The 22,631-nt window shown below is 43.6% G+C and carries 23 protein-coding genes and 1 tRNA gene; 4 read left to right on the top strand and 20 right to left on the bottom strand.

Annotated features, from left to right (window positions below):
• Positions 1-110: 110 nt before the first annotated feature.
• The 6 genes from cobA to LAY41_RS28520 form a co-directional block, all read right to left on the bottom strand.
• Positions 111-902, bottom strand: a complete 792-nt coding sequence (cobA, locus tag LAY41_RS28545) for a uroporphyrinogen-III C-methyltransferase (RefSeq protein WP_249105485.1) — start codon at positions 900-902, stop codon at positions 111-113.
• Complete coding sequence (locus tag LAY41_RS28540) at positions 899-1,684, bottom strand: sirohydrochlorin chelatase (RefSeq protein ID WP_249105483.1); 786 nt, start codon at positions 1,682-1,684, stop codon at positions 899-901. The genes cobA and LAY41_RS28540 overlap by 4 nt, the downstream gene beginning before the upstream one ends.
• A gap of 319 nt (positions 1,685-2,003) precedes the next feature.
• A complete protein-coding gene (locus LAY41_RS28535; protein WP_249105481.1) occupies positions 2,004-2,690 on the bottom strand; it encodes a manganese catalase family protein in 687 nt (228 codons plus the stop codon).
• 174 nt (positions 2,691-2,864) lie between these two features.
• Positions 2,865-3,071 carry a hypothetical protein gene (locus tag LAY41_RS28530; protein WP_249105478.1) on the bottom strand — a complete coding sequence of 69 codons (207 nt, stop codon included), beginning with the start codon at positions 3,069-3,071 and terminating at the stop codon, positions 2,865-2,867.
• Positions 3,061-3,288, bottom strand: coding sequence for a hypothetical protein (locus tag LAY41_RS28525; RefSeq protein WP_249105477.1), 228 nt, complete (start codon positions 3,286-3,288; stop codon positions 3,061-3,063). The genes LAY41_RS28530 and LAY41_RS28525 overlap by 11 nt, the downstream gene beginning before the upstream one ends.
• A 39-nt stretch (positions 3,289-3,327) precedes the next feature.
• Positions 3,328-4,299, bottom strand: coding sequence for a hypothetical protein (locus LAY41_RS28520; protein WP_249105475.1), 972 nt, complete (start codon positions 4,297-4,299; stop codon positions 3,328-3,330).
• Between the two features lie 191 nt (positions 4,300-4,490).
• On the opposite strand from LAY41_RS28520, the gene LAY41_RS28515 reads away from it, so the two are divergent.
• Entirely contained in the window at positions 4,491-4,679 is a 189-nt protein-coding gene (locus LAY41_RS28515) for a hypothetical protein (RefSeq protein ID WP_249105473.1), read from the top strand.
• A gap of 31 nt (positions 4,680-4,710) precedes the next feature.
• Here LAY41_RS28515 and LAY41_RS28510 read toward each other — a convergent pair whose 3' ends face one another.
• The 7 genes from LAY41_RS28510 to LAY41_RS28480 all read right to left on the bottom strand — a co-directional run bounded on the left by LAY41_RS28510 (position 4,711) and on the right by LAY41_RS28480 (position 11,664).
• The gene (locus LAY41_RS28510; RefSeq protein WP_249105471.1) at positions 4,711-4,956 is read right to left on the bottom strand and encodes a UPF0175 family protein; all 246 of its coding nucleotides are present in this window, start codon (positions 4,954-4,956) and stop codon (positions 4,711-4,713) included.
• Between the two features lie 583 nt (positions 4,957-5,539).
• Entirely contained in the window at positions 5,540-7,051 is a 1,512-nt protein-coding gene (locus tag LAY41_RS28505; protein WP_275974454.1) for an NB-ARC domain-containing protein, read from the bottom strand.
• A 93-nt stretch (positions 7,052-7,144) separates the two neighbouring features.
• Complete coding sequence (locus LAY41_RS28500; protein WP_249105468.1) at positions 7,145-7,699, bottom strand: hypothetical protein; 555 nt, start codon at positions 7,697-7,699, stop codon at positions 7,145-7,147.
• Entirely contained in the window at positions 7,680-8,627 is a 948-nt protein-coding gene (locus tag LAY41_RS28495; protein WP_249105466.1) for a hypothetical protein, read from the bottom strand. Before LAY41_RS28495 ends, LAY41_RS28500 begins: the two co-directional genes overlap by 20 nt.
• 325 nt (positions 8,628-8,952) lie before the next feature.
• Complete coding sequence (locus tag LAY41_RS28490) at positions 8,953-9,297, bottom strand: hypothetical protein (protein WP_249105464.1); 345 nt, start codon at positions 9,295-9,297, stop codon at positions 8,953-8,955.
• Positions 9,298-9,431: 134 nt separating this feature from the next.
• Complete coding sequence (gene dpsA, locus LAY41_RS28485) at positions 9,432-9,989, bottom strand: DNA starvation/stress protection protein DpsA (RefSeq protein WP_249105462.1); 558 nt, start codon at positions 9,987-9,989, stop codon at positions 9,432-9,434.
• A gap of 256 nt (positions 9,990-10,245) precedes the next feature.
• Positions 10,246-11,664: a serine/threonine-protein kinase gene (locus tag LAY41_RS28480; RefSeq protein WP_249105460.1), complete on the bottom strand. Its 1,419-nt coding sequence runs from the start codon at positions 11,662-11,664 to the stop codon at positions 10,246-10,248.
• Positions 11,665-11,796: 132 nt separating this feature from the next.
• Here LAY41_RS28480 and LAY41_RS28475 point away from each other — a divergent pair, with 132 nt between their 5' ends.
• Complete coding sequence (locus tag LAY41_RS28475) at positions 11,797-12,705, top strand: glycosyltransferase family 2 protein (RefSeq protein WP_249105458.1); 909 nt, start codon at positions 11,797-11,799, stop codon at positions 12,703-12,705.
• Positions 12,706-12,939: 234 nt separating this feature from the next.
• Here LAY41_RS28475 and LAY41_RS28470 read toward each other — a convergent pair whose 3' ends face one another.
• Positions 12,940-13,320, bottom strand: a complete 381-nt coding sequence (locus LAY41_RS28470) for a DUF4359 domain-containing protein (RefSeq protein WP_249105456.1) — start codon at positions 13,318-13,320, stop codon at positions 12,940-12,942.
• A gap of 110 nt (positions 13,321-13,430) precedes the next feature.
• On the opposite strand from LAY41_RS28470, the gene LAY41_RS28465 reads away from it, so the two are divergent.
• Positions 13,431-13,503 (top strand) — tRNA-His (locus tag LAY41_RS28465).
• A 40-nt stretch (positions 13,504-13,543) separates the two neighbouring features.
• Here the strand turns inward: LAY41_RS28465 and LAY41_RS28460 are convergent.
• The 5 genes from LAY41_RS28460 to fraC all read right to left on the bottom strand — a co-directional run bounded on the left by LAY41_RS28460 (position 13,544) and on the right by fraC (position 18,052).
• Complete coding sequence (locus tag LAY41_RS28460) at positions 13,544-14,098, bottom strand: Uma2 family endonuclease (protein ID WP_249105454.1); 555 nt, start codon at positions 14,096-14,098, stop codon at positions 13,544-13,546.
• A gap of 130 nt (positions 14,099-14,228) precedes the next feature.
• Positions 14,229-15,554: a sensor histidine kinase gene (locus tag LAY41_RS28455; RefSeq protein ID WP_249105452.1), complete on the bottom strand. Its 1,326-nt coding sequence runs from the start codon at positions 15,552-15,554 to the stop codon at positions 14,229-14,231.
• 30 nt (positions 15,555-15,584) lie between these two features.
• A complete protein-coding gene (locus LAY41_RS28450; protein WP_249105450.1) occupies positions 15,585-16,364 on the bottom strand; it encodes an ABC transporter permease in 780 nt (259 codons plus the stop codon).
• A gap of 41 nt (positions 16,365-16,405) precedes the next feature.
• Positions 16,406-17,491, bottom strand: a complete 1,086-nt coding sequence (locus LAY41_RS28445; protein ID WP_249105448.1) for a DUF5357 family protein — start codon at positions 17,489-17,491, stop codon at positions 16,406-16,408.
• 18 nt (positions 17,492-17,509) lie between these two features.
• Complete coding sequence (gene fraC / locus LAY41_RS28440; RefSeq protein ID WP_249105446.1) at positions 17,510-18,052, bottom strand: filament integrity protein FraC; 543 nt, start codon at positions 18,050-18,052, stop codon at positions 17,510-17,512.
• Positions 18,053-18,429: 377 nt separating this feature from the next.
• On the opposite strand from fraC, the gene LAY41_RS28435 reads away from it, so the two are divergent.
• On the top strand, positions 18,430-19,563 hold the full coding sequence (locus LAY41_RS28435; protein WP_249105444.1) for a cob(I)yrinic acid a,c-diamide adenosyltransferase: 1,134 nt from the start codon (positions 18,430-18,432) through the stop codon (positions 19,561-19,563).
• A 317-nt stretch (positions 19,564-19,880) separates the two neighbouring features.
• On the opposite strand, the gene LAY41_RS28430 is transcribed toward LAY41_RS28435, so the two are convergent.
• Positions 19,881-22,535 (bottom strand): chloride channel protein, encoded by a 2,655-nt coding sequence (locus LAY41_RS28430; RefSeq protein WP_249105441.1) that lies wholly within the window; start codon positions 22,533-22,535, stop codon positions 19,881-19,883.
• Positions 22,536-22,631 lie beyond the last annotated feature (96 nt).

Genomic DNA, 22,631 nt, shown 5'->3' with positions numbered 1-22,631 from the left:
TTGCAGCCCTTATGAAGTACACCCCAGAAACCCGGTTTCTTCAAGAAACCGGGTTTCTCTGTACCACACTCACCTGAAAAGCGCTGTGGTGATTTGGCAGGGCATTGCCTTTATGGGCGACAACCTGATAGGATACTGTGCAAATTGACGACGTTACCAATCACTGCGATCGCAGGCGCTAAAAACTTCGCTTTCTCAATTTGATCTACAATTGTACCCAAAGTACCTATTAGTTCTTCCTGTTCGGGACGAGTACCCCAACGCACTAAAGCTACTGGAGTTTCTAAACTCAACCCAGCTAAATGTAGCTGTTCGACAATGTAGGGCAAATTGTGAATGCCCATGTAGATTACAATTGTTTCGGAACCGTGTGCGATCGCACTCCAATTTACAGCAGGTCGGTACTTCCCGGCTGATTCGTGACCAGTAACAAACGTAACCGAAGAACTATAAGAACGGTGAGTGAGAGGAATTCCCGCATAAGCTGGTGCTGCAATTCCAGAAGTTACCCCCGGCACTACTTCTACCGAAACTCCCGCACGCACCAAATCTTCCATTTCTTCGCCACCGCGACCAAACACAAACGGATCGCCACCTTTCAACCTGACAACGATCGCCTCAGTTTGCGCCTTTTCTATTAATAGCTGAGTTGTCTCTTCCTGCAATAACGAGTGACGCCCCATGCGCTTACCCGCATCAATTTTTTCAGCGGCGGGATTAATCATTGCCAAAATTTGAGGACTCACGAGCGCATCGTAAACTACCACATCCGCACATTCTAAAAGCCCTTTTCCTTTCAGCGTCATTAACCCCGGATCTCCTGGCCCCGCACCCACCAAATATACCTTACCCAAAACTCTCTTCCTCTCTAATTCTGCGTTCTCTGCGTCTCTGCGGTTCATTCTTTCGTCAAATCCAAAATCAAATCTACTAACTCAGCACTCGATCCTATTGCGTCAGCCAAATGAAACCTGACCGTTGGAAACTCCTGTTTAATTTGCTCTACAGATTGAGCTAGAGCATCAGTAATTCCACCAGCAAATAAAAAATATGGTAAAATTCCAATCTGCTGATGACCCGCCATAGCTAAAGCTTTCACCTGAAATTCCAGTTTTGGCGATACAGACCAGTAAGCGGGTATCGCTCCCAATTGGGTAGCCAGAGCTTCCACAGGCTGATTTGCACCTTGGCGACGACTACCGTGAGATAACAAAATCCAGATGTCTGCATCAAAATAAATCATCTGGTTTGCCAACAACCGCGCCATACAAGGGTGAGATCCCAAGTGAGGTCGAATCTCAACAGCCAAATCTGAGCCCAAAGCCTGCTGTGCAGTTGCTACCTCCGCTGGTATATCCACCATGACATGAACCCCTGGCAGCAGAAACAGGGGTATCACTTGCAGGTGTTTGAATCCAGCTGCGATCGCATATTCGCCAAATTGCTCGATCTGCTTGTGTAACGGCAAATGGGCCAATTCTAGGCAGGCCGTGCCAACCAGGGGTTGCAAACCATTGCAATCAGGCATCTGGTCGAAACCAGTCTGGGCCAAAGAGGTTTTGCTATTAGACTGTAAACACCCCAGCTTGTCGGAGATTGACTCAGCCAACCTCTCGACCTCAACTTGAGGACGAGGGTCGCGACTACCGTGGGAGACTAGCAGATAGGCAGATTGCAATTGCAAGCGAGTATGTAAAAGCGAAGACTTGTATGTTTCAGGGCTACCAGTCTAAGCCGGAGGAGTGGAACCCCACCCCCAACCCCTCCCCGCAACGGGTAGGGGGGAATATTTCTCCCCCTCTCCGTTGCGGAGAGGGGGTTGGGGGTGAGGTTTGTCCCAGCGATAGTTGGTAGCCTGTTTCAGTTAAAATACTAGCGTTTATTCAGAATATATTTTGTATAAAATGTTTCTATCTTGATGATTTCTTTAGAAACAGAAAGAGCCAGGGTATAGACTGTTCCCTGACTCTTCTTTGTCTTATTCTCGTTTAAAGCTCAGACATTTAGACTTTTTCCTTCATCGGATCGGCAACATATCTGAAATCCGGTTCAGAATTCCACGGCCCGCGCTCATCCTTACCATTTTGAGACAAATTGAAGTAAAGATCGACGGTACTATCTGGCTGGATATTGCCAAACATGGGATCGGTTAGCTTACCCAGCGAATCCAGCGCATTCATGAACATCTTGGTATGGGAAATTTCGCGGGTTAACAGATGCACTAGAGTATTTTTGGTTCCCTCATCCGGTGCGAGTTTAATCAATGCTTCGTAAGTCTGACGCGCACCAGCTTCGGCAGCGACATTTGCTCGCAAGTCGCGCACGACATCCCCCCCTTCATTAATATAGGCGGCAGTCCATGCACTACCCTGACTGTCTAAGAAATGGGGCCCCATACCGCGCACGGCAAACAGCGTACTCTTATAAGCTTCTGTTTGGTCAACATTTTTGGTGTGCCCTTCGATTAGTTTGCCCACCATTTCTAAGTGGCTAAACTCCTCAAGTGCAATATCTTGGAGCATATCGCGAATACCGGCATTTTCGCAGTGAAAAGATTGTACCCAATATTGTAGAGCTGCTGTCAGTTCCCCTGTCGCTCCACCGAACTGCTCTAGCAGAAGCTGGGCAAAACGAGGATTCGCTTCATTGATATTTACAGTATGAATTGTTTCTTTTTTGTGAAAAAACATGAATTGGTACTCCCTTCTCAGTGCATCATAAAAAATCGAACGATTTCTATCGAAAATTGTCGAATTTTTTACTCACCTAACAGCTTATAGCGGGCATCAAATCATAACCTGCATCTTGAGACAGAGTTGAAATTATTAATAGCTCTATCCTGAGTTAAGTAGTGTGGGATTGTGTTAAAGTACGGCTCGCTTAAGAAGTAGGGCTTGACCCGGTTTCGTAAATGAGATGTGAAAGGCTGTGCGTTGGCGTAGCCTGCCGTAGGCATATCGCGCTTGACAAATTCGATCATTTATGTATAGTGAGGTGAATGCGATCGCACTTTTGACTACCAGTTGTATTAGTTGGTAAAAACTGCGATCGCATTTTTTGTTAAACTCCAAATCTGCTTACCAATTCTTCACGAGACAATTGCAGTAGTAAAGGAGTAAATTCTTCTGGTGGAAAAGTCAAGATAGAGTCAATCAAAGCAGATAATTCTGCATCTAATTCTCCAAATCTTGTTCTTAATACATTTTCCACGACTAAACGCATACCTTGTGGGATACCTTGTTGTTCAAGCTGTGCTAACCTTTCCTGATACAGACGGCGCAATCTCATAATTAATCCTTAACTAAAGAGTAAGAAATTGAGCTAAAGCTATAAATCTCCAAATCTCCTTACCAATTCTTCACGGGACAATTGCAGTAGTAAGGGAGTAAATTCTTCTGGTGGAAAAGTCAAGATCGAGTCAATCAAAGCAGATAATTCTGCATCTAATTCTCCAAATCTCAATCTTAATAAATTTTCCAGTATCAAACGCTCTCCTTGTTGGAGACCTTGTTGGATGCCTTGTTGGATGCCTTGTTGGATGCCTTGTTGGATGCCTTGCTCGATACCTTGTTGGATACCTCGTTCCATCCCTCGTTGTTCAACTTGTGCTAACTTTTCCTGAAACAAAGGTTGCAATCTCATAACTAACTCCCGATCATCTGGTTCTAAACTTTGATTGAGGTTTAAATTTTCTCGTAATTGATAGAACAATTCCAAGATTGTTTCTCGCCATACATTGTCTGCTGGTAGTGCCTCCAATTCATTAATTGCTTGTTCTTGTACTTTTTTCTTTCCTAATATTCTCAGCCAAAGTGTTTCTGGGGTTTTGGGTAATTGATGAATTACGACAATGGCTGTTCTCAAATAATGAGGTAGGAAATAAACTCCCGCGCCCCAAGTTTCCTCTAGTATAGCGCGGAATCCTTCTAAGATGGAGGCGGAGGCGGTTGGGGTGAGTATCCATAAGTAGGGTAAGCTGATGGGATCGTTGGGTGCATTTTTGCGTTTTGCCTGTCGTTGAATGGTTTCGCGGACTTCTAGCGCTTTTAGGAGACAGCTACAAATCTCTTCGGGGTCAATGGCATTGCGAAAGGGTTCAAAAATTGCGGCTGTTTCTCCCAATCTTCCTAATAATCCTAAATCTTGTGATAGAGTTTCGGGGGAGGTGTTGGGAATGAACAGTACATCGATTTCCCTTGTCTCTGATGAGACTTTTCGATCGGGTTTTACTTGTCCGTAGGGAGTTAGTAATTCCTCTAGGTAATCTTTGGCAAATTGATCGTGGATGAAGCGGGTCATTATTGGGAATGTGGGATATTTGGGGAATATTTAATATTATATAATAGAAGTGGTATTGGATAAATTAATATTTTGCTATAGTGCGATTGCAGTATAATAATTAAGTTGGAGCATTAGCCATTTACCGTAATATTAAGACATAGATGACTATTCCTTCAGAAATCCAATGTCAAGCGATTGGAGAACTTATCATGACACAATCATCTTTAACCCAAGAACAAGAAGCAGCAATGGCTGAACTTTTGGAACTTACTAAAGATGCTGAGGAAAAGCTTAGAGAAATGAGTGAATTTGCCGATGCGATCGCAGAAAAATATCAAAAGCGACTGCATGAAATAAGAAGTGCAGAAACACAGAATTATGAAACAATTATCGGATAAAAAGCAACTAGCAGATTGTTACTAACAATAGTCACAAATCGCCTAGCCTTTTTAAGGTTTCCAGGTCAGATTGGAAATCTTCTGCATCATAATTGATGCAGATATTGCGACTGGCAAGTTCTTTTTGGAATTCGATTAAATTCATTCCGGCGAGGTGACGGGCTGTGCCAGTGCTGATTTTGGATTTTTGGTACAGTAGAATGGCAATTTCTAGCTTTAATTCGGTTTCTGATATTTTTGCTACGGTTAGAATTTCATCGGGAATGATTACGCTCATGGTGTTTTCTGTTTAGCAGGTTGAATGCTATTGAATCAATCATAACAGAAGATATGGAAAAATCTCGATCGATTTCCAATCTTGCACCTACGTTTTTCATCCGCCTGCGATTCAAATCGCAGGCTAATAGCGAAAGTTGTCTAAAGACAACTGAAGAGAATTTTTAATTCAATCCAAAAATTTTAGTCCACTTTAGTGGACTTTAGCTATTAGCCTGCGAATTGATTCGCAGGCGGGTCTGAGGGTAAGTGCAAAATCGTTTCATCGGGAATGACGAGGTTGATAAATTAGTAGATATTGAGAGAGCATCGCATCAAATTCACCTCGATCGATTTCCAATCTTGCACTTGCGTTTTTCACCCGCCCGCGAATTGATTTGCAAGCGCGTGTGCGGGTAGAAGTAGAAAAATGTAATTGCATTTCCCATCAATTATATTAGAACTTACTCAAATATCACAATTAAATCAATTTGTAGGGTGCGTCAGACTTTGATTATTATTGATTTCAACAAGTTTTTATTGTCTGACGCACCCTACAAATGTTTAGCTAAGCATAGATAAGTTCTGAGGTGGGCGGTCGCTCTTTAGTCTTCCCCATTGTTGTAATTCCAAGGGCTGTTAAATTCAGTAGGTTGTCTGTCGAATTTAATAGGTTCCTTTACAACACATTCAACTTTGTTTATATCCGGATCGTTTTCGTCGAAGAGAATTTTTACTTTTACTGTAATAGTTGCCGTACTCTCCTCTTGGACTTCAGTGATATGATTTAGAAAAACTACCTCTCCTTCTTCACTGTCATAATAGCTTAGTTCTTCGTCAGGATAGCTACCTTCTGGAATAAAAACTATTTCTACACTTAATTCAAATTTGAAGAAATCATCACCAACATACAATAGCTTTTTTTGATTAGTTCTTACCGAATCAATTGTAACTGTTATATCTTCAAGATCTAATGTGAGGCAATCTTCTGGATTACATTTTTCTTCAAATTCTAGCTGTTCAAAGTATTCAGCTATTTGGTTTTCTATATCATTTAGCTTTTGCTCTAATATCTCATTTCCTAATTTGTTGTAAAATGCCTCAATCGCTGCCGAAAATGTTTCTTTATCATTAGCTTGCTCGGAAAAGGCCAGTTTTGCTTTGAAAAATTCCCGAACCAAAGGATGAATTTTATATTTATTGTTGTCTATTCTGTCAATTAAAGAAAGCTTGTATAGTTCTTTTTTGGCTGACTTGATTTCTTCCGTTGTCCAACCCAGTGCTTGTGTCTCGCTAGAGAAAGTTACTAATTCCCAGGGAATTACAGTTGGTTTAAACAAGCTTAACAACTGTCCAGTACCCTGGCTGATTGGATTGAGTTCTTGCCAGCTTAATTCAAATGCCGCTTTTACCCCTCGCTCGGCAGTCATTTCCGTATCTTGCAATTGCTCATCTGAGGGGTTAATTGCCTCATCTTCCAATCGCTTTTCTTTCAGCCTCTCCCACATTTCTACCAAGGACAAATCCGGGTCTTCCTTCAAATACCGCCCCACCAATTCCAACCCCAAAGGCAGATAACCCAGCCATTTACACAAATCTGTTGCGGTTTGTAATTCCCTCTGCACCCGTCTTTCACCCACCAAATTAGTCAGCAATTCTAATGCTTCATCGAGTGAGAATACTTTTAAAGGTAACTCAACAAAATTGCTGTCTAGATTTCGCAACCGGGTAGTAATTAAGATGCGGAAGCGATTAATTTTGGGCAGAAAATCTCGACAACTTTTCCAACTCGTGACATCATCCAACACCAGCAAAACCGATGCTTCAGGTGGTTGCCAATTTTGCCAGCACCAGTTTACCTGTTCCTTCCGCGTCAGCGGTTTGCCACGAAACTCCTGCGGCACTTCCAATTTCAGGTAAAGCTGGGCAAACAGCAAAATATTGGCCGCTAAATTCTTATCTCTCGCTGTTAACAAGCAAATCCCACCAGGGTAATCTTGTTCGTGTTCCCGTGCGTATTTAATCGCCAGTTCGGTTTTGCCAACGCCACTCATCCCAGCAACGGCAGAAATCACCACACAGTCAGATTTCTGGAACTCTTGATGTAGTGTTTGCAGTTCCTTCTGTCGTCCGACAAAGTTGGCGACACCTGCGTATGGAATATATTTTATAGGATTTGACTTTACCCGTTCTCGATCGGGCGACTGTAGTCAGAGTTCAAATTTATTCTCCTGCTTTTGAATATAAACAGGGGCATTGTATTGTTGGGCAATTTTACCTAAATTTTGCACGATTAATGGCTGAGAACCTGTATTTTTCAATGCCTGCCATTCTGTAGCCATATCTGGATCGGTGGCGGCGGCTTGTTCTACCTTTGCCTCCAAAGCAGGTAAACTATAAACTTCTGGTTGTTGCTGGGCTAGTTCTGGACGTTGTGCAGCTAGTTTGATGGCACTAGCAATATCTGGATGCTTGTCTTCGAGAAATCGCATTATTTTCTGACCTTGCTCTAATGACTTATCCATCAGTATTTCTCCAGTCCTTTGTAAAGCGCCATTAGCTAAACCGATTAATATAAAAATGGCCGCACCCGCCGTCAGCGATAAAGGTTCCATATAATCTCGCTCAAGATAGATTTTCTCTATTCTTAGCTCAATCGCGGCAATTTTGGCAAGGTCTGGGTTAAGGGGAAGCGATCGCACCTGAACTTCCTTATTTTGCCAAGAATGCGATCGCTCTTGTACATCAGTTAGACCCCCCTCCAAACCGTTCCAATAACTCCTCGCGAGAAAGAGTCAACAACAAACGAATCAACTCCTCTGATGGTAGCCGCAACATCGAAGGTATCGCCCCAGCTAACACCTCATCCAGCGCACCAAATCGAACCCTTAGCAGATTTTCCACCATTTGGATCTGACCTTGTTGAAGACCTTGCTGAAGACCTTGTTGAAGACCTTGTTGAAGACCTTGTTGAAGACCTTCCAGTAAAGTATCTTCCCGCCATTTCAGATAAGCTGGTGATAAGTTCATAAGTACCTCCCTATCCTCTTCATCTAAATTTTGACTCGTTTGCAAGTTGATGTACCACTTACCCACAATTTCCAGAATATTCTTTCTGAAAGGATGATTACTGGGTAGCGCTTTTATTTCTCGCACTGCTTGTTTTTGAGTTTTGCCACTTCCCATAATTCGCAACCATAAAGTTGCTTCCGTCTTTGGTAACTGATTAATCGCTACCAGTGCCGCTTTCTGATATTCTGGCAAAAAGTAAACACCTTTAACCCAATTTCCAGAACTATCCAACTTTGCGCCAAAACCATTCAGCAAATTTGCCGAACAGGTAGGTGATAAAATCCACAAAATTGGCAATTCCGCTTCCGAAACAGAATCGTTCTCTCTTCTCGCTTTACGTAAAAGTTCGCCATGTAGCGAATACAATTTAAGCAAGCAGTTACGCACGTCAACAGGTTTGGGCTGATTCCGAAAAGGCTCAAACGAACAAGCAGATGATGCCATTTGTCCCAACAAACCCAAAAGTTGCGGTTCTGTCGAAGGCGACGCTGCTGGTACAAACCAAACATCCACCTGACGGATTTCCGGCGATACATCCCGACTCGTTTCCACCTGTCCCAAAGGTGCTAATAATTCTTCCAGATATTGTTTAGCAAATTGGTCGTGAAGCTGTCGCGTCATCTAATTACCCAAGTTAGATTAACTTAAATATATAGCATTAGATTTAACAAGAGGCAGAGCCTCAGTAATTTTGTGATCGGGTTGAACCTAGTCACGAGGATAATTTAGTTATTCTGTCGCGTCATTTAATTTCCTAGTTATATCATATCCGGTTACATCGGCATTGTCTGTAGGAATCATTGGTTAAATTTAACCGCAGATGAAGACAGATGAACGCAGATGAACGCAGATAAGAGTGGTAATTTTTTAGGTACCCGATGCTACCGGACAGGATATTAGATTATCTTTGCACTCTTGTTTCGGCATCTACATTTTCGATCGTTGTTCATGGTAAGTTCCAATTTCTGATAATTTCTTGAACGCTTCCTTCTGTGACAAATATAATCTCCTCTGCCTGTTCTATTATTTGTTCCACTAAATTGAAAATCTCAGAACTAAGCGTTGGCTGAGTTTGAGCTATTTTTAACAGGAGCGTGGTAAATCGAGAGGATACAGCGTTTGTATTTCGGACAATATTATCGAGTTCCTCTAGTTGGTCAATTGTTTCCTCTGTCTCGCCAAATCGATCGAATATATTTAATTTGGCTGATGTTGTATAATAGATGATATCCCACATCCGTCGCTCTAATTCAAAAATTATTGTTGTGGTTGGTTCAGGTAATTTTGCCATAAGTATTGTCTACGTATAAAATCAGCGGAAAGTGCCCATAAAAAAAGTGCCAGGTGGCACCCAGTTTGGCAATAGTTAAGGTTCGGCAATTAGTGCAAATGCTTCCCTAACCATTGGGCTAGCGGACATATCAGCTAGTTGCCGTTACGAGCTTGGACAAAGCCCAATGTGAGGCTATCATGGGCGAGGAAGTGAGCGAGATGAAATGCTCTATCTTCAGTTTCGTAGAGGATTTTTTCGTACAGATAACGAGTGGCCCGATCGCCTAAACTTTCTGCTTGTGCCGCTTGACTGCGGATCAGCTTGATGATGGCTTGTTCTGCTTCCAGATCGTGTTGCACCATCTCTGTGCAAGTATAGACGCCATCCGCTTCTGGAGTGAAACAGCACAGCTCGGCCAATTTCGTGAAACTAGCTGCCGGAACGCCTCCCAATCCATTCAAGCGTTCGCCAATTTCATGCACGTGCCCCTGTACTTCTTCGTAGCTGTCTTCAAAGAACTTGTGCAGCGAGTAAAATTCGGCACCTTCAACTACAAAATGATGCTTCTGGTATTGCAGGTACAGCGCCTGAAAACTAGCCAGTGCAATGTTGAAGCCTTCGCAGATCGGTGTAGTTACAGATTGCTCGAACAAAACTGCATTGTCATACACCCGATCGGCAGACCGTAACAAACCTTGAGCTTGAGTCATGGTTTTCCTCTCTTTTTCTTACGAGACTCGGTTGCATCTACTGTAAATCTATCACTATTACCTTGTGAGTCAATATATAGTTTTCCAGTTAATAACAGTTATTCTCAATAATTAATGACAGGTTAAGCCAGAGATTCAACAAGCTATTAACTAACACTATTCTGAATAGCTGTGCCTGGTAGCAAGTTGAGAGGGATTCACAGTAAGCAAACAAATAAAAATTTTGTTAAGAATCAGCAAACCAGCAATATTAATTTCAAGCAATTTGACACTGGGCTAATTTGGACGCCATGATAGCGGCGTGACGCCACCACTGATATCCACCAACCCAACTGCGCGAGGGCAGGTGTCCCAAGGGGGCTGATAAAGTAAATTTTAAGTAAGGAGTGCGAACGTCGTGGGACGGCCACCCAATGCGATCGCAAAATTTAGCGTAATCTTCCTCAACAAGCTCAAAAATTTGCTTTTGCACGCTCAAACCAAAGCTCCCTTTGCTGTACTTTACCCACAATCGGTCAATTATCTCTAAATCCTCACAAGGCAACTTCTCAATATCGCCGCACTGCACGAAACTGCTGGGTGACTTGCCCAATACCTGACAAATCAAGGCCCAAGTTTCCTTATCTGCCTGTTCCCATTTACCGACAGCGAGAAAATGCTGCAATTTGCCATAATTAACCCCCGCTTCTGAAATTAGATTTCCCCCCGACGGTTTAGCAGCTTGGGGATGTAATAGTTTGGTAAAAAAGTTTACGCGATTGGGTGCGGGTGTTTGCACTTGGAGAGACGGAATAGGTGCCGCTATTGCCTGCAAAACTTCACCAACAGATTGATAGCGATGACTAACCGCCGTTTTGAGCAGTTTATCGAGAATTCGACCCATGCGATCGCTCATTTGCGTACCGCTAGGTAAAAAATCTCGCCACACCCAGCGATTATCCACGAGATCGAACAAATCCAAGGGAGGAACCCCAGTCAGCAAGTTAATGCAGGTGACGCCCAAACTGTAAAGATCGCTAGCAGGTAAAGCTTTGCCCTTCAATTGTTCCGGAGCCATATATTCTGGGCTACCCACCGTAGTACCAGTGCGAAACAAGGCGCTATCGGTAATCTGTTTAGCAACACCAAAATCGATCAAAACGAGTTTGCGATCGATCGTTCTTCGCATAATATTTGCTGGTTTGATATCCCGGTGCAGCACCTTATTGTCGTGGACAAACTTCAGCACCGGCAGCAAATCCCCCAACAGTTCCCAAATCTGCGTTTCGTTAAAAACCCCTTTTTGCCGCAACTCTTGTTGTAATGTCTGCCCGTCTATAAATTCCTGTATCAGATAAAGTCGCTTTTGCTGTTCAAAATGGGCAAGTAGCGCCGGAATTTGGGGATGCTTGCCCAACTCTTTTAGACGCACCGCTTCTTGCAGAAATAGTTGCGTCGCTTTTTTCACAACCAAAGTGTTTTGACCCACCATGTAGAGTTGCTTGATTACGCAGCGCAACTTGGAAGGATCGTCTTCATCAACAGCTAAAAAGGTTCTGCCAAATCCCCCTTTGCCAATAGGTTGCAACGGGCGATATCGGTTTTGGAGCAACAAATGCGAGCCACAACTCAGGCAAAATCGAGCATTGTTTGGGGCTTGGGGGTTGTAGCATTCAGGGATGACACAGTAGGTCATGGCCAGAGCAAATGATAATTGTCATTAAATATACCACCAATTAAGAAATCTCACTTTCCACCTTGCTTTTTTTGTGGTATCTTATTTTAACAACAAACCCAGCATATTTTCGGCTGTAATAGAGGTTACCTGATGCTTTCTGTCATTATTCCCGCTCGCAATAGTAAATCCCTCACTTATAATTGTTTAACATCAGTCAATTTTACGCTTCAGTCTATCCCCGGCCAAAAAGAATTTATTTTAATTGATGACAATTCTGATTCAGAGTCAGAAATAGTCGATCTGTTCTTAAATTTCAGGAAGTCTACTAATTCAACAGTAAAGATAATTCGTTTTAACCATAGACAGCATTATACGGGCGTTTTTAGCTGTGGATTATCAGAGGCAAAAGGTAGTCTCATCTTTTTCCTTAGCAACGACATGATGCTGACACCATACTTTCTACAAACTGTCCTAAGCGTAGCTGCTCTAGAAGAAGAAATTGGTATTGTCAGGGGGACTTCACAGTATACAGATAGTCATCCAGAGCATCGCTGTCTGCCGCCTTTTCCCCTGCGGGGATACCAAGATATTCTAGATTTTTCCGCATATATTTCTAAATATCACGGATTTGATTATGTTCAAGATAAGTTATTGTCAGGAGACGCTATCTTAATTAAACGAAGTCTGATCGACAAGATAGGCGTGGCAGACACCAGATTTTTTGGCTACTTTGGAGATGTAGATTACGGCATCAGAGCCTGCCGAGCGGGATTCAAATTAGTGTGTGCAAAAGGTGCATGGCTGCATCACGAAGGTGCTGGTCATGTTAAGCACGAATCAGTTACAGAAAAAGTAGATTTCCGCCAAAAGCACCAATCTAGAATGGAAATGGTTCAGTCGGCTTATGTTAAATTTAGGGAAAAGTGGGATATTTCAATTCCTGAAATTTATACAGGACTGTCCGAGTTAGATTTTGAAAAGCTGAGCCAACAGAAAGTAAGTTTCAGTGAATACGAAGCGCCTATTTCTTTGAATAGCCAATTATGCCAAGTTTTATGATTAATATTACAGGACTTACGCAACTGGTACGTATGGTAGGGTGCGTCAGAACCTTCCACCCTCGATAATCGTTGTAGAACTTCGTCTGACGCACCGTTCGGCTACAAGTCGATTTAAGTATGACAGTTGCGTAAGTCCTATATTAAAAACTAAGGTAGCCTAAGTGACAAGGTTATCCTCATTGCAGGGACATCCTTAACAATTGGACAATTGGGTTGTCAAATGGACAGTAGATTACTGCTTTTCGGCTTGATAAATATAGAAATTTTGAAAAGCTCCGACTGTTCCAAAGCGATAACCAGGCAAAAACGGGCTTATAGACAATTCTGTCCGATAAATGCTGAAAAATATAAAATTTAGCTGGTAGGTATTTTCGGCAACGATCCGTTTAAGTTTAGGACGCCCGGTATCGACCAGTATGGTGCATTGACGCGCTAAAAAGTTATGGAAACCTTTCGGAGCTTCGGTACAGACGTTATTCTTTAAGTATACGGTTAGCTGGGCCAGGGCGTACTCTTCGTAGTCAGACTGACTGGGATTCCCTAGAGCCATCGACAGTCCCAACCCAGCCAGAGCCAAGATGCCCACAGATTTAAGAATATTTAAGCTTTTCATTGCCGATCTTCAGTGATGCCTAAATTCCAGATTAGCTGAGAAAAATTTGTAAATCCAACCAATCCTCTGGATCTATTTCCCAAATAAGTGCTATACTCATTAATGCAACGGCGGGCGTAGCCAAGTGGTTAAGGCAGTGGATTGTGATTCCACCATCCGGGGGTTCAAGTCCCCTCGTTCGCCCTTTTTGTCAAATAACAAATTATTTTTCTCATCACTAGGCTTAGAGCGTTAACCAACTAAAAACCTGCTCAACCGTCAGATCTAAGGCAATCCCACTCAGAATAGGTAACTGAGCCGTTCCTCTGAGCAATTGCACCCTTTGTTCGGGAAACACAACTAGAATGGTCTCCTCTTCTGGATCGATTAACCAGCCTAGCTCTGTGCCATGCTGGGAGCAGTGGAGCAGCTTGCTCAATACTTTCGTTTGACTCTGATCGGGGGATAAGATTTCAATTGACCAATCGGGATGAATCTCGAAACGATTGGCAATCCTTCCAGAAGGACGAACCGGAATTCTCTCCCACCGAAACACCACAACATCTGGAACAATCGAGTCTCCCCCAAAGGTACAGCGTAGTTCTGGGAATGCGATCGCAATTTTCTGCGGTTCGGCGACTTCGTTAACAACCGCGCAAAATTTAAACTGCAATCGGCTATGCTCACCTTGAGGCATGGGTTTTTGAACGATTTCTCTGTTGATACACTCAGATGCGGGTTTAGTTTCTGGGAGTTTTAAGAACTCTTCCAGAGTTAGGGGTTGTGTAGCTATACTCATCTTCTCACTCAGTAGATGGCCATTCCCCCTTCTTTACTAAGGGGGTTAGGGGGGATTTTCCTGTAATAGTTTCTCCAATTCTCGCACTTCCTCCGCCATCAGCTGCTCTAACTTCCTGCGAGGGGAAGTCTCAATATCCCCCAGAAAAGCTCGATCGCATAATCTGATGCACTGGAATTTCGATCGCAAACTCTGCTCCTTGTCCCCGTGAAGAACAACACCTTAGTTGTCCGTGATGTTTTTGCACGACGATTTGATAACTAATCGCTAATCCCAATCCCATACCGCTCCCCACCGGCTTTGTGGTAAAAAATGGGTCAAATAAACGCGATCGGGCTGACTCTGAAATGCCTGGGCCATTGTCTGCAATCCGAATTCTTACAGTATCGAAGTCCGTCAGTTCCGTACTAATCCTAATCCAGGGTGTAGGGTCTTGGGTGTAAGGTGTAGGCGGGGTATATTCCCCATACTCAAGTTCTAAGGCATCGATCGCATTATTCAACAGGTGCATGAAAACTTGGTTTATCTGACTTGCATAACAAGTTATTAAAGGTAGCTTTCCATAATCTTTGATTACTTGAATGGCAGGACGACTTTCTGTGTGTTTAAGTCTATGCTCCAACATCATGATAGTGCTATCGATCCCTTCATGGATGTTGACTAGCTTCACCTCAGCTTCGTCAACCCTAGAAAAGTTGCGTAAAGAAACTACGATCTTTTGGATGCGCTCGGCTCCTCTGTGCATTGCACCCATAATGTTTTGTGCGTCGTCCAGTAAAAAATTTAAGTCTATATTATTAATCATTTCCTTAATTTTTGGTGTGGTATTTGGAAATTCTTCTTGGTAAACTTCGATCAGATTCACCAAATCTTCAATATATTGACTGGCATAAGTGAGATTCCCGTAAATAAAATTAACAGGATTGTTAATTTCATGGGCAATTCCTGCAACCAACTGCCCCATCGCCACCATTTTTTCACTTTGGATGAGTTGGACTTGAGCGCTCTTGAGTTCGCTGAGAGTCTGTTCCAGCAAGATATTTTTTTCCTGAAGTTTGATTTGTAGCGATCGCACTTTAAGCTGATTTTCAATTCGCGATAAAACTTCCGCCAATTGAAAAGGTTTAGTAATATAGTCCACGCCCCCAACATCAAAAGCCTTTACTTTATCTAAAACATCATTAAGGGCGCTAATAAAAATCACCGGAACCCCGCGAGTTTTGTCATCGGCTTTCAGCTTTTGACAAACTTGATAGCCATCCATCCCAGGCATCATCACATCTAGTAAAATTAGATCTGGTAAGAGTGTTTTAGACGCAGTTAAAGCCATCTGACCATTTAAGGCTTTGCGAACTGTGTACCCCTGTTCGCTCAACATGGCCGACAAAAGACGTAAGTTATCAGGTGTATCATCGACCACCAAAATGTTTTCTTTTGAAGTATGATTAAGATTCATGTTGCCAAAGCGCTAACCTCTCATTCAAAGTTAAAACTGACGCCGCGAGAAAACGAGAATAGCGATCGCTAACAACAGCACAATATAAACCAATCCATAGATCAGATTTATCAGCAGCACTCCTGGATGAGGCAGCAGTTGTATACCATAAACTGCCTCATTTTTCAAATCGAGTCGCGATAAATCTGGGAGTACCAGATAAATTCCTCGCGTCAAACTCTCAATATTGGGGTTTTTGGATATTTGGCCCAACTTGACTATATCTGGGCTGAGGTGTCCCATCAAATAGATTGCCAAGGTGAGGAAAGTGGCTAGCAGCGAACTGGTAAATACACCAAATAGAATTGCTACAGCGGTGAGTAAGGACAATTCGACGAACAGGTAGAAAACTGCTATTAAGATGCTCCAAAAAGGGAAAGAAATCCGATTGAGCAGAAGAACTACCAGATAAATTACTGTCATCGAACCCAGCAGTGCTGCCAGTACTGCCGATAATCCCAAGTGTTTGCCAATAATGAATTCAGCGCGACTGACTGGTTTCGCCATTAATACCAGCACCGTCCGCTTTTCAATCTCTTTGTTAACCAGTCCGGTGCCGACAAATATAACGACGATTAAGCCAAATAAACCAATGCCTGCCAGACCTAGATCGAGAGTAATTTTGGCTTCTGTGCTGGCTGCTACTTTGGGTAATAGCGCCGCCGTCGCCACAAACAAAATGGCAAATAAGCCGACTAAATACAGGACGCGATCGCGAATTACTTCCCTAAACACATGAGTCGCAATGACCAATATTCTACCCAGACTCATATCAATTTTAGATTTTCGGTTTTAGGTTTAAAATTATATTACTATGGCTTTGCGGTTTTAGGCTGCCCGTTTATGCGATCGCTCACAGGCCCGCATTTTACCTCACTCAGAGTCACAGGCGACGGCGCTGCTAACTCTGGTGGTGTACTTGGAACCCTTGCGGGAGAACCTACGCGCCTAATAAAACGAGATTTTGTGCTTCTGATATCCTTCCGTTGCTGACTGAACGTGGTACGCAGCCTTTCGGGTCGGGTAGGCGTAGGTCTGCTGACTGGGACAATCTTACAGGATTTCTTTAGATGATACCCATCAGGCATAGAACCCAGACCTTGCCACTTGACTAACAATTCTACATTATAGCCTGAATTGCTTGGCAAAAACACCTCCCCAAATTTCCACATAGCATTTTCTTCAACACTAGGAAGTTGTTTCTTCGCTTGTTCTCCCAGTATTTGGATATTTTTAGAAGCATTTATTCGCCATTTTTCTACTTCAGACCAAGGTTTTTCATCGAACTGAGTTTTCAGCAGTGACTCCATTGAGTTTAAAATTACTGCGCCTCTTGAATTGGCCTTGGATAAAACTTCTATTTTTACTACAAAAGTACTTTGGCTAAAATCATCCGCCAGTAAACTTGGATAACGCTGTAACCAATTTTGAATAAAAAAATTAAATTGCAACCAACAACTAATGAGAACGTGACTTAAAAACAAAATTATCAGTTTTTTGCAAACTCTCGGCGGGGGAATTTTAAATTTTGCTCCAGGTTGTACAAGTTCACGCAGAACCGCGATCGCTCCTGACGCTGTTGGCCAACTTACTAAAGCAATCGAAGGTATTTGATTGCTCAAAGTACCAAACATAAAAATACATATCAATCCTCCTGGTAGCCAGGAACTTATAGAAATGCCACTAACCATGAGCGGGTTTTCTACGGCGAACCAAACAGTGCTTATAATTAAAAATAGCCAACTCAAAAAAGCCAGGATATTTTGTAATTCAGCCACTGCAAACAAGGCTATTACCCAAATCAAAAAGCTAATTAAAATTCCGGTTTTCCACGAAAACAATTGAGTGGGCTTGACTATTTTTATAAAAAATGTTAAAAAATTGATTATTTTTTTCATTAGTACACCCCTAATACCTTATATTTTTTGGATTAAAAAAGAAACAAGTAATATTAAGCTTTGACTATAAACATTAGCTATTAAAAGGCTTTTTGATTTGTTGCGCTCAAGATAATGGTCAATATTTTTTTTCACGGAATCAGACTGAGAAATAATTTTTACTTTAATTTGAGCATTTTTACTGATTGAGTTTAAGTTGATTAAAAGCTCTAGAGCTATAAATTTAATCACAATAGTTAATAAAAATATTAATAAACTGACTAATCCTAAATCAAAGAAAATTATAATTAAGGGTAAGCCTGAGTTGGTAGTAAAATGACCAAATAGAATAAAATTTATCAATTGTTTTTGGAAACTGAATGGAAGTAATGGGTGAATAAAAAAGAAGATTAACCAACCTAATATGGTAGAAAGTAAGTTGAGAGATGCTGCATACTCTATGCTAACTCTACGAGGTAGACTCATTTTTTGTTGGATAATGAATGCTTCTACAGCGATCGCCATCAGCAAAAATAAAATTTGGAACATAAATGCCCGCAAAGGCAAGACAGTTACCAACATAGATGCTCCTTGAAAGAAAAAGTATTTGGGTGGATTTAATATCATGTCCTTACGCATCGATTGCTTAAAAAAATCGCTCTCTTATCTGCGTTAATCTGCGTTAATCTGTCTACCCTACGGTTCGGCTAATTCGCGATCGCGAATCGCTTCGCTAACGCTTACATCTGCGGTAAAAATCAAACCCCCGATGACAACAGACAATTTCCCGTATTACTCTTACACTAACGATGAAACCGGACACGATATCAAATTTTAGATTTCAGATTGCCAATTTAATAAATCTAAAATCTAAAATTTTTTGGACTGTCATTTTCAGGTAATCAATGACATCATTATCTATATAGTACTTATTGAGCATAGCCTCGACTACTGAAAATATGACTAGAACCGGAATAGGCATTCGCACGGCTCAGATGCGTTCCGAACGCATCGTCGGACAAATCCACGTCTACGATGGCGTAGGTAAAGGAAAATCCAGAGCAGCTTTGGGGGTGGTTTTGCGATCGATCGGGCTAGGTATTAATGCAAAAACACACAATAGAGTGTTGCTGTTGCGTTTTCTCAAAGGCCCCGGACGGACATACGATGAAGATGGAGCGATCGCAGCGTTACAGCAAGGCTTTCCCCATCTAATAGACCAAGTTCGCACAGGGAGAGCCGAATTTTTCGGGCCAGATGAAATTGTCCGCTTTGACAGACTAGAAGCGCAACGAGGTTGGGACGTAGCAAAAGGTGCGATCGCATCCGGCTTGTATTCAATCATCGTCTTAGACGAACTTAACCCAGTGCTGGACTTAGGCTTGCTACCAGTCGATGAAGTTATCCATACCCTAAAGCATAAACCAGAGCATTTGGAAATCATAGCCACAGGTAGAGCAGCACCACCAGCACTCCTAGATATCGCAGATTTGCATTCGGAAATGAAGCCCCACTACCACCCGATCGCCATAGAACAAGGAATCGAGGGTATAGAAATTTATACTGGTGCAGGTAAAGGAAAATCTACAAGTGCCTTGGGCAAAGCCTTGCAGGCGATCGGCAGAGGCATTAGTCAAGATCGGTCACACCGTGTTTTAATCTTACAATGGCTTAAAGGTGGCTCCGGCTATACAGAAGATGCTGCGATCGCCGCCTTGAAACAAAGCTACCCTAACTTAGTCGATCATCAACGGTGTGGCGGGGATGCGATCGTTTGGCGCGGACAACAGCGAGAGATAGACTATGTAGAAGCAGAACGAGGCTGGGAAATTGCCAGAACTGCGATCGCCTCCGGTCTATACAAAACTATCATTCTCGACGAACTCAATCCCACGGTTGACTTAGAACTGCTACCCCAAGAACCGATCGTACAAGCCCTCCTACGCAAACCTCGCGATACCGAAATAATTATCACAGGTCGGTGCCTCAATACACCTGCTTATTTTGACCTCGCCAGCGTTCACTCCGAAATGATTTGCCACAAGCACTATGCCGACAGAGGGGTAGAACTGAAGCGAGGAGTAGATTTTTAATAAGTTTTGAGTTATAAACTAAAAAAATCCCTGGCTGCAAGCCAGCGAGATTTTAGTTCGCTTCATGAACTAAAAAATTGCCTTTTCTAGCTCAAGCGTCGTTACTTTTATTTGGCACAGCCAAAAGCACGAAAACCTTGCCAAAGTCCTCATAGTCTGCCGAGGTAAGGTTTCCCGTGTAACCGGGCGCAAAACCCTTGGTGATCACCGAGAGGTCACCGTCGTTGTAGCTCACAAAAGCTTACTTACGTAAGTCAGGTAAACACTGATACTGAGTGTTATTTAAAAAAGATACTACGTAATATTACTTGGGCAGACTAGGCGATCGCACCCCGCACTAAAATGACAGTGCAATCGCAACCGCGCGCGATCGCTTCTGGAATATTCCCTCTAATCGCCAGCTGCAACATACCCTCCCGACTAGCTCCCAAAACAATGACATCGCATTGCTCTTTATCGGCCAAATCGATCACTGTCTCCGGGACAGAACGCCCGCAAACTGGTGCGATAACTACAGGACAGCTGATTTTGCGGCGGAGAAAAAGGGCGGCTTGTTCTAGCTCATCAGTATTTGATTGGGTTTGAGAAGGTAGAAAAACTTGAGTAAGCCTGATTTCACTTCGATCGGACAAAGTACACAAAGCAGGTAGCAGTTGAATTGCTTGTTGAGCGTTCGGGCCACCAGCCATCGGCACCAGCCACCGATTCCATTTTAGATATTGGATTGTCGATTGGCTATCATTTGCTTGCTCTTTCGCTTCCCAGTCAAGAGTCCCCAACTTCACCAGTATCACGTCGCAAGAAGCTTGTCGGATAACAGTATCAACCACACTGCCAAAGATCCGACCAGGGGTAGGCGGCTCCGCATTCCAGCCCATCACAATCAAATCTATATGTTCTTGTTTAATTGTTTCCAAAATCGCCTGAGCCGCATCGTGGGCAACCCGTACCTGCGTATGAACCGACAACCCCAACTGACGACCCAAAATTTCCGCCTGACGAAGTAAACGACGGCTTTTGGCAGTCCGCACAGATGTTTCGGATGGAGAACTGTGGCGCGGTGCCAGCATGACTTGGAGACACTCTAATTCATAGTCCCGATCCAGAGCTATAGCACCTGCCAATCGCAGCAGTGATGGTGCTGTTTGGGGATTAGCCAGAGGCACCAGCAAACGTCCTTTTCCCACAGCGGGCGATCGCGTTTGATACACTACATAAGATATTTCCGGCCTAGAGGCTATCCCCTTACCTTCCATTTGGTCTGCCTCTGCCCGAATAATATCGGCACGAGTAATAATTCCAATCAGCTTTCGACCTTCAATCACTGGTAATCGGCTGAGTTGATATCGATTTAAAAGATAAAGTACATCTGCCAAAGAAGCTTTCGGGCCGATCGTCACTGGTTGCGCTGTCATAATTTTTGACAGTGGTGTATTCCCCGATAACTGAAGTTGACTTATTTTGGCAAGGTCTGTCTGAGTGACAATACCAATCAGCTTGCCATCGTCTACCACCGGAAAGCCACGATGATGAGAACGGGAGAATGCCTGCACAACTTCATCGAGAATCATTTGGCTACTTAGAGTCTCCACCCGGCGCTGCATCACATCTAGCGCTTTGATATCTCCTAAAATTCCTCCTTTGGGCGTTTCTTTGTCTAAATAAATGCCATTCCACTCCAGCAATCTGTCATAAAGGGATCTGGGCGCGATCATTTCAGCGACTAAGTAAGAGGTCACCGAGGCAATCATTAACGGTAAGACCAGATCGAAATTGGTTGTCATCTCAAACACGATCACGATCGCTGTAATCGGCACCTTGGAAACCGCGCTAAAAAAGGCTCCCATTCCCGCTAAAGCATAGGTAATTGGCGTACCCAATCCCAGGAAATGGGTTGCTAGGAGTCCTACCAGATAACCCAAAGCAGACCCCAAAATTAAAGAGGGAGCGAACAATCCTCCCGGCGCTTGGGAGCCAAAGGCGATTAACGTTAAAATGAACTGAGCTGCAAAAGCGATCGCAGCCATCTGCCAGCTAGCATCGCCCTCAAGCAAAAATTCTCGCAGTCCCGTGTTATCCCGAAAGCTATCTGGCAGAAGGGCTAGAGCTAAACCAGAAACCAGCCCAGCCAGTCCGATTCGCCCAGGTAAGCTTATACGGATAGTACGTTTGTAGAAAGCCAGACTGACAAAAATACCGCGACAAAACAAAGCCCCGAAGATACCAGCCAATATTCCCAACACCAGATAGCAGGGAATCTCTGGCATAGAAAAGCTAATTTGAACCGCAGTAGAACCCAAGTCTGGCCCGAAGCTTTGGGAAGAATTGAGATTTAGGCTGCGACCCCCTAACAGCCGGGAAACTACCGCACCGATAAACGAAGCCAAAATAGCAGTGCCAAGGGTGAAGCCGGAGACATCGTGTAAAAGTTCTTCTACCACAAACAGGACACCTGCTAGAGGTGCGTTGAAAGCAGCAGCCAATCCAGCACCCGCACCAGCGGCAATCATCTGCCGTCGGTGATCCGGGGAAGTGGGAAGCCAGCGACTGAGTTGAGCCGCCAATGCTGCTCCCACCTGTACGGTTGGCCCTTGTCGCCCTACTGTTAGGCCAGCACCCAGCGCGATCGTGCTGCTGATTAACTTCACAAATGCGACTCGCCAAGAAAGTTCCATTGGCACTCCAGCGAGTGCAGCTTTGACGTTAGGAATGCCGGAACCAGCCGCTTCCGGTGCTAAGCGTTCTACCAGTAAACCCGCTGCGAAACCAAAGCAAAGTCCGATCGCCGGTAGTACCAAGTAGGGCGGGTAATTGGAGGAGATATGAACCCTCATGGTTCCCAATGCACCCACCCCAACTTTGAGCAAGACTGATGCCAAAGCAGCAACTAAACCAATTAAGCAAGCTTCTGCGATCGCCAGTCGTCGTCTAGGCCGCAATATCTGCCGTAGGCGCTTCGGGATAGTGGGCATAATTTTATGAGGGGCAGAGGGGCAGAGGGGCAGAGGGGCAGAGGGGCAGAGGGGCAGAGGAGCAGAGGAGCAGAGGAGCAGAGGGGCAGAGGGGCA

It is taken from the genome of Argonema galeatum A003/A1 (assembly GCF_023333595.1).
In the GTDB taxonomy this organism is placed as follows: Bacteria; Cyanobacteriota; Cyanobacteriia; order Cyanobacteriales; family Aerosakkonemataceae; genus Argonema; species Argonema galeatum.
The sequence above is the reverse complement of the archived record's forward strand: the minus strand, read 5'-3'. Positions and strand labels throughout refer to the sequence as shown.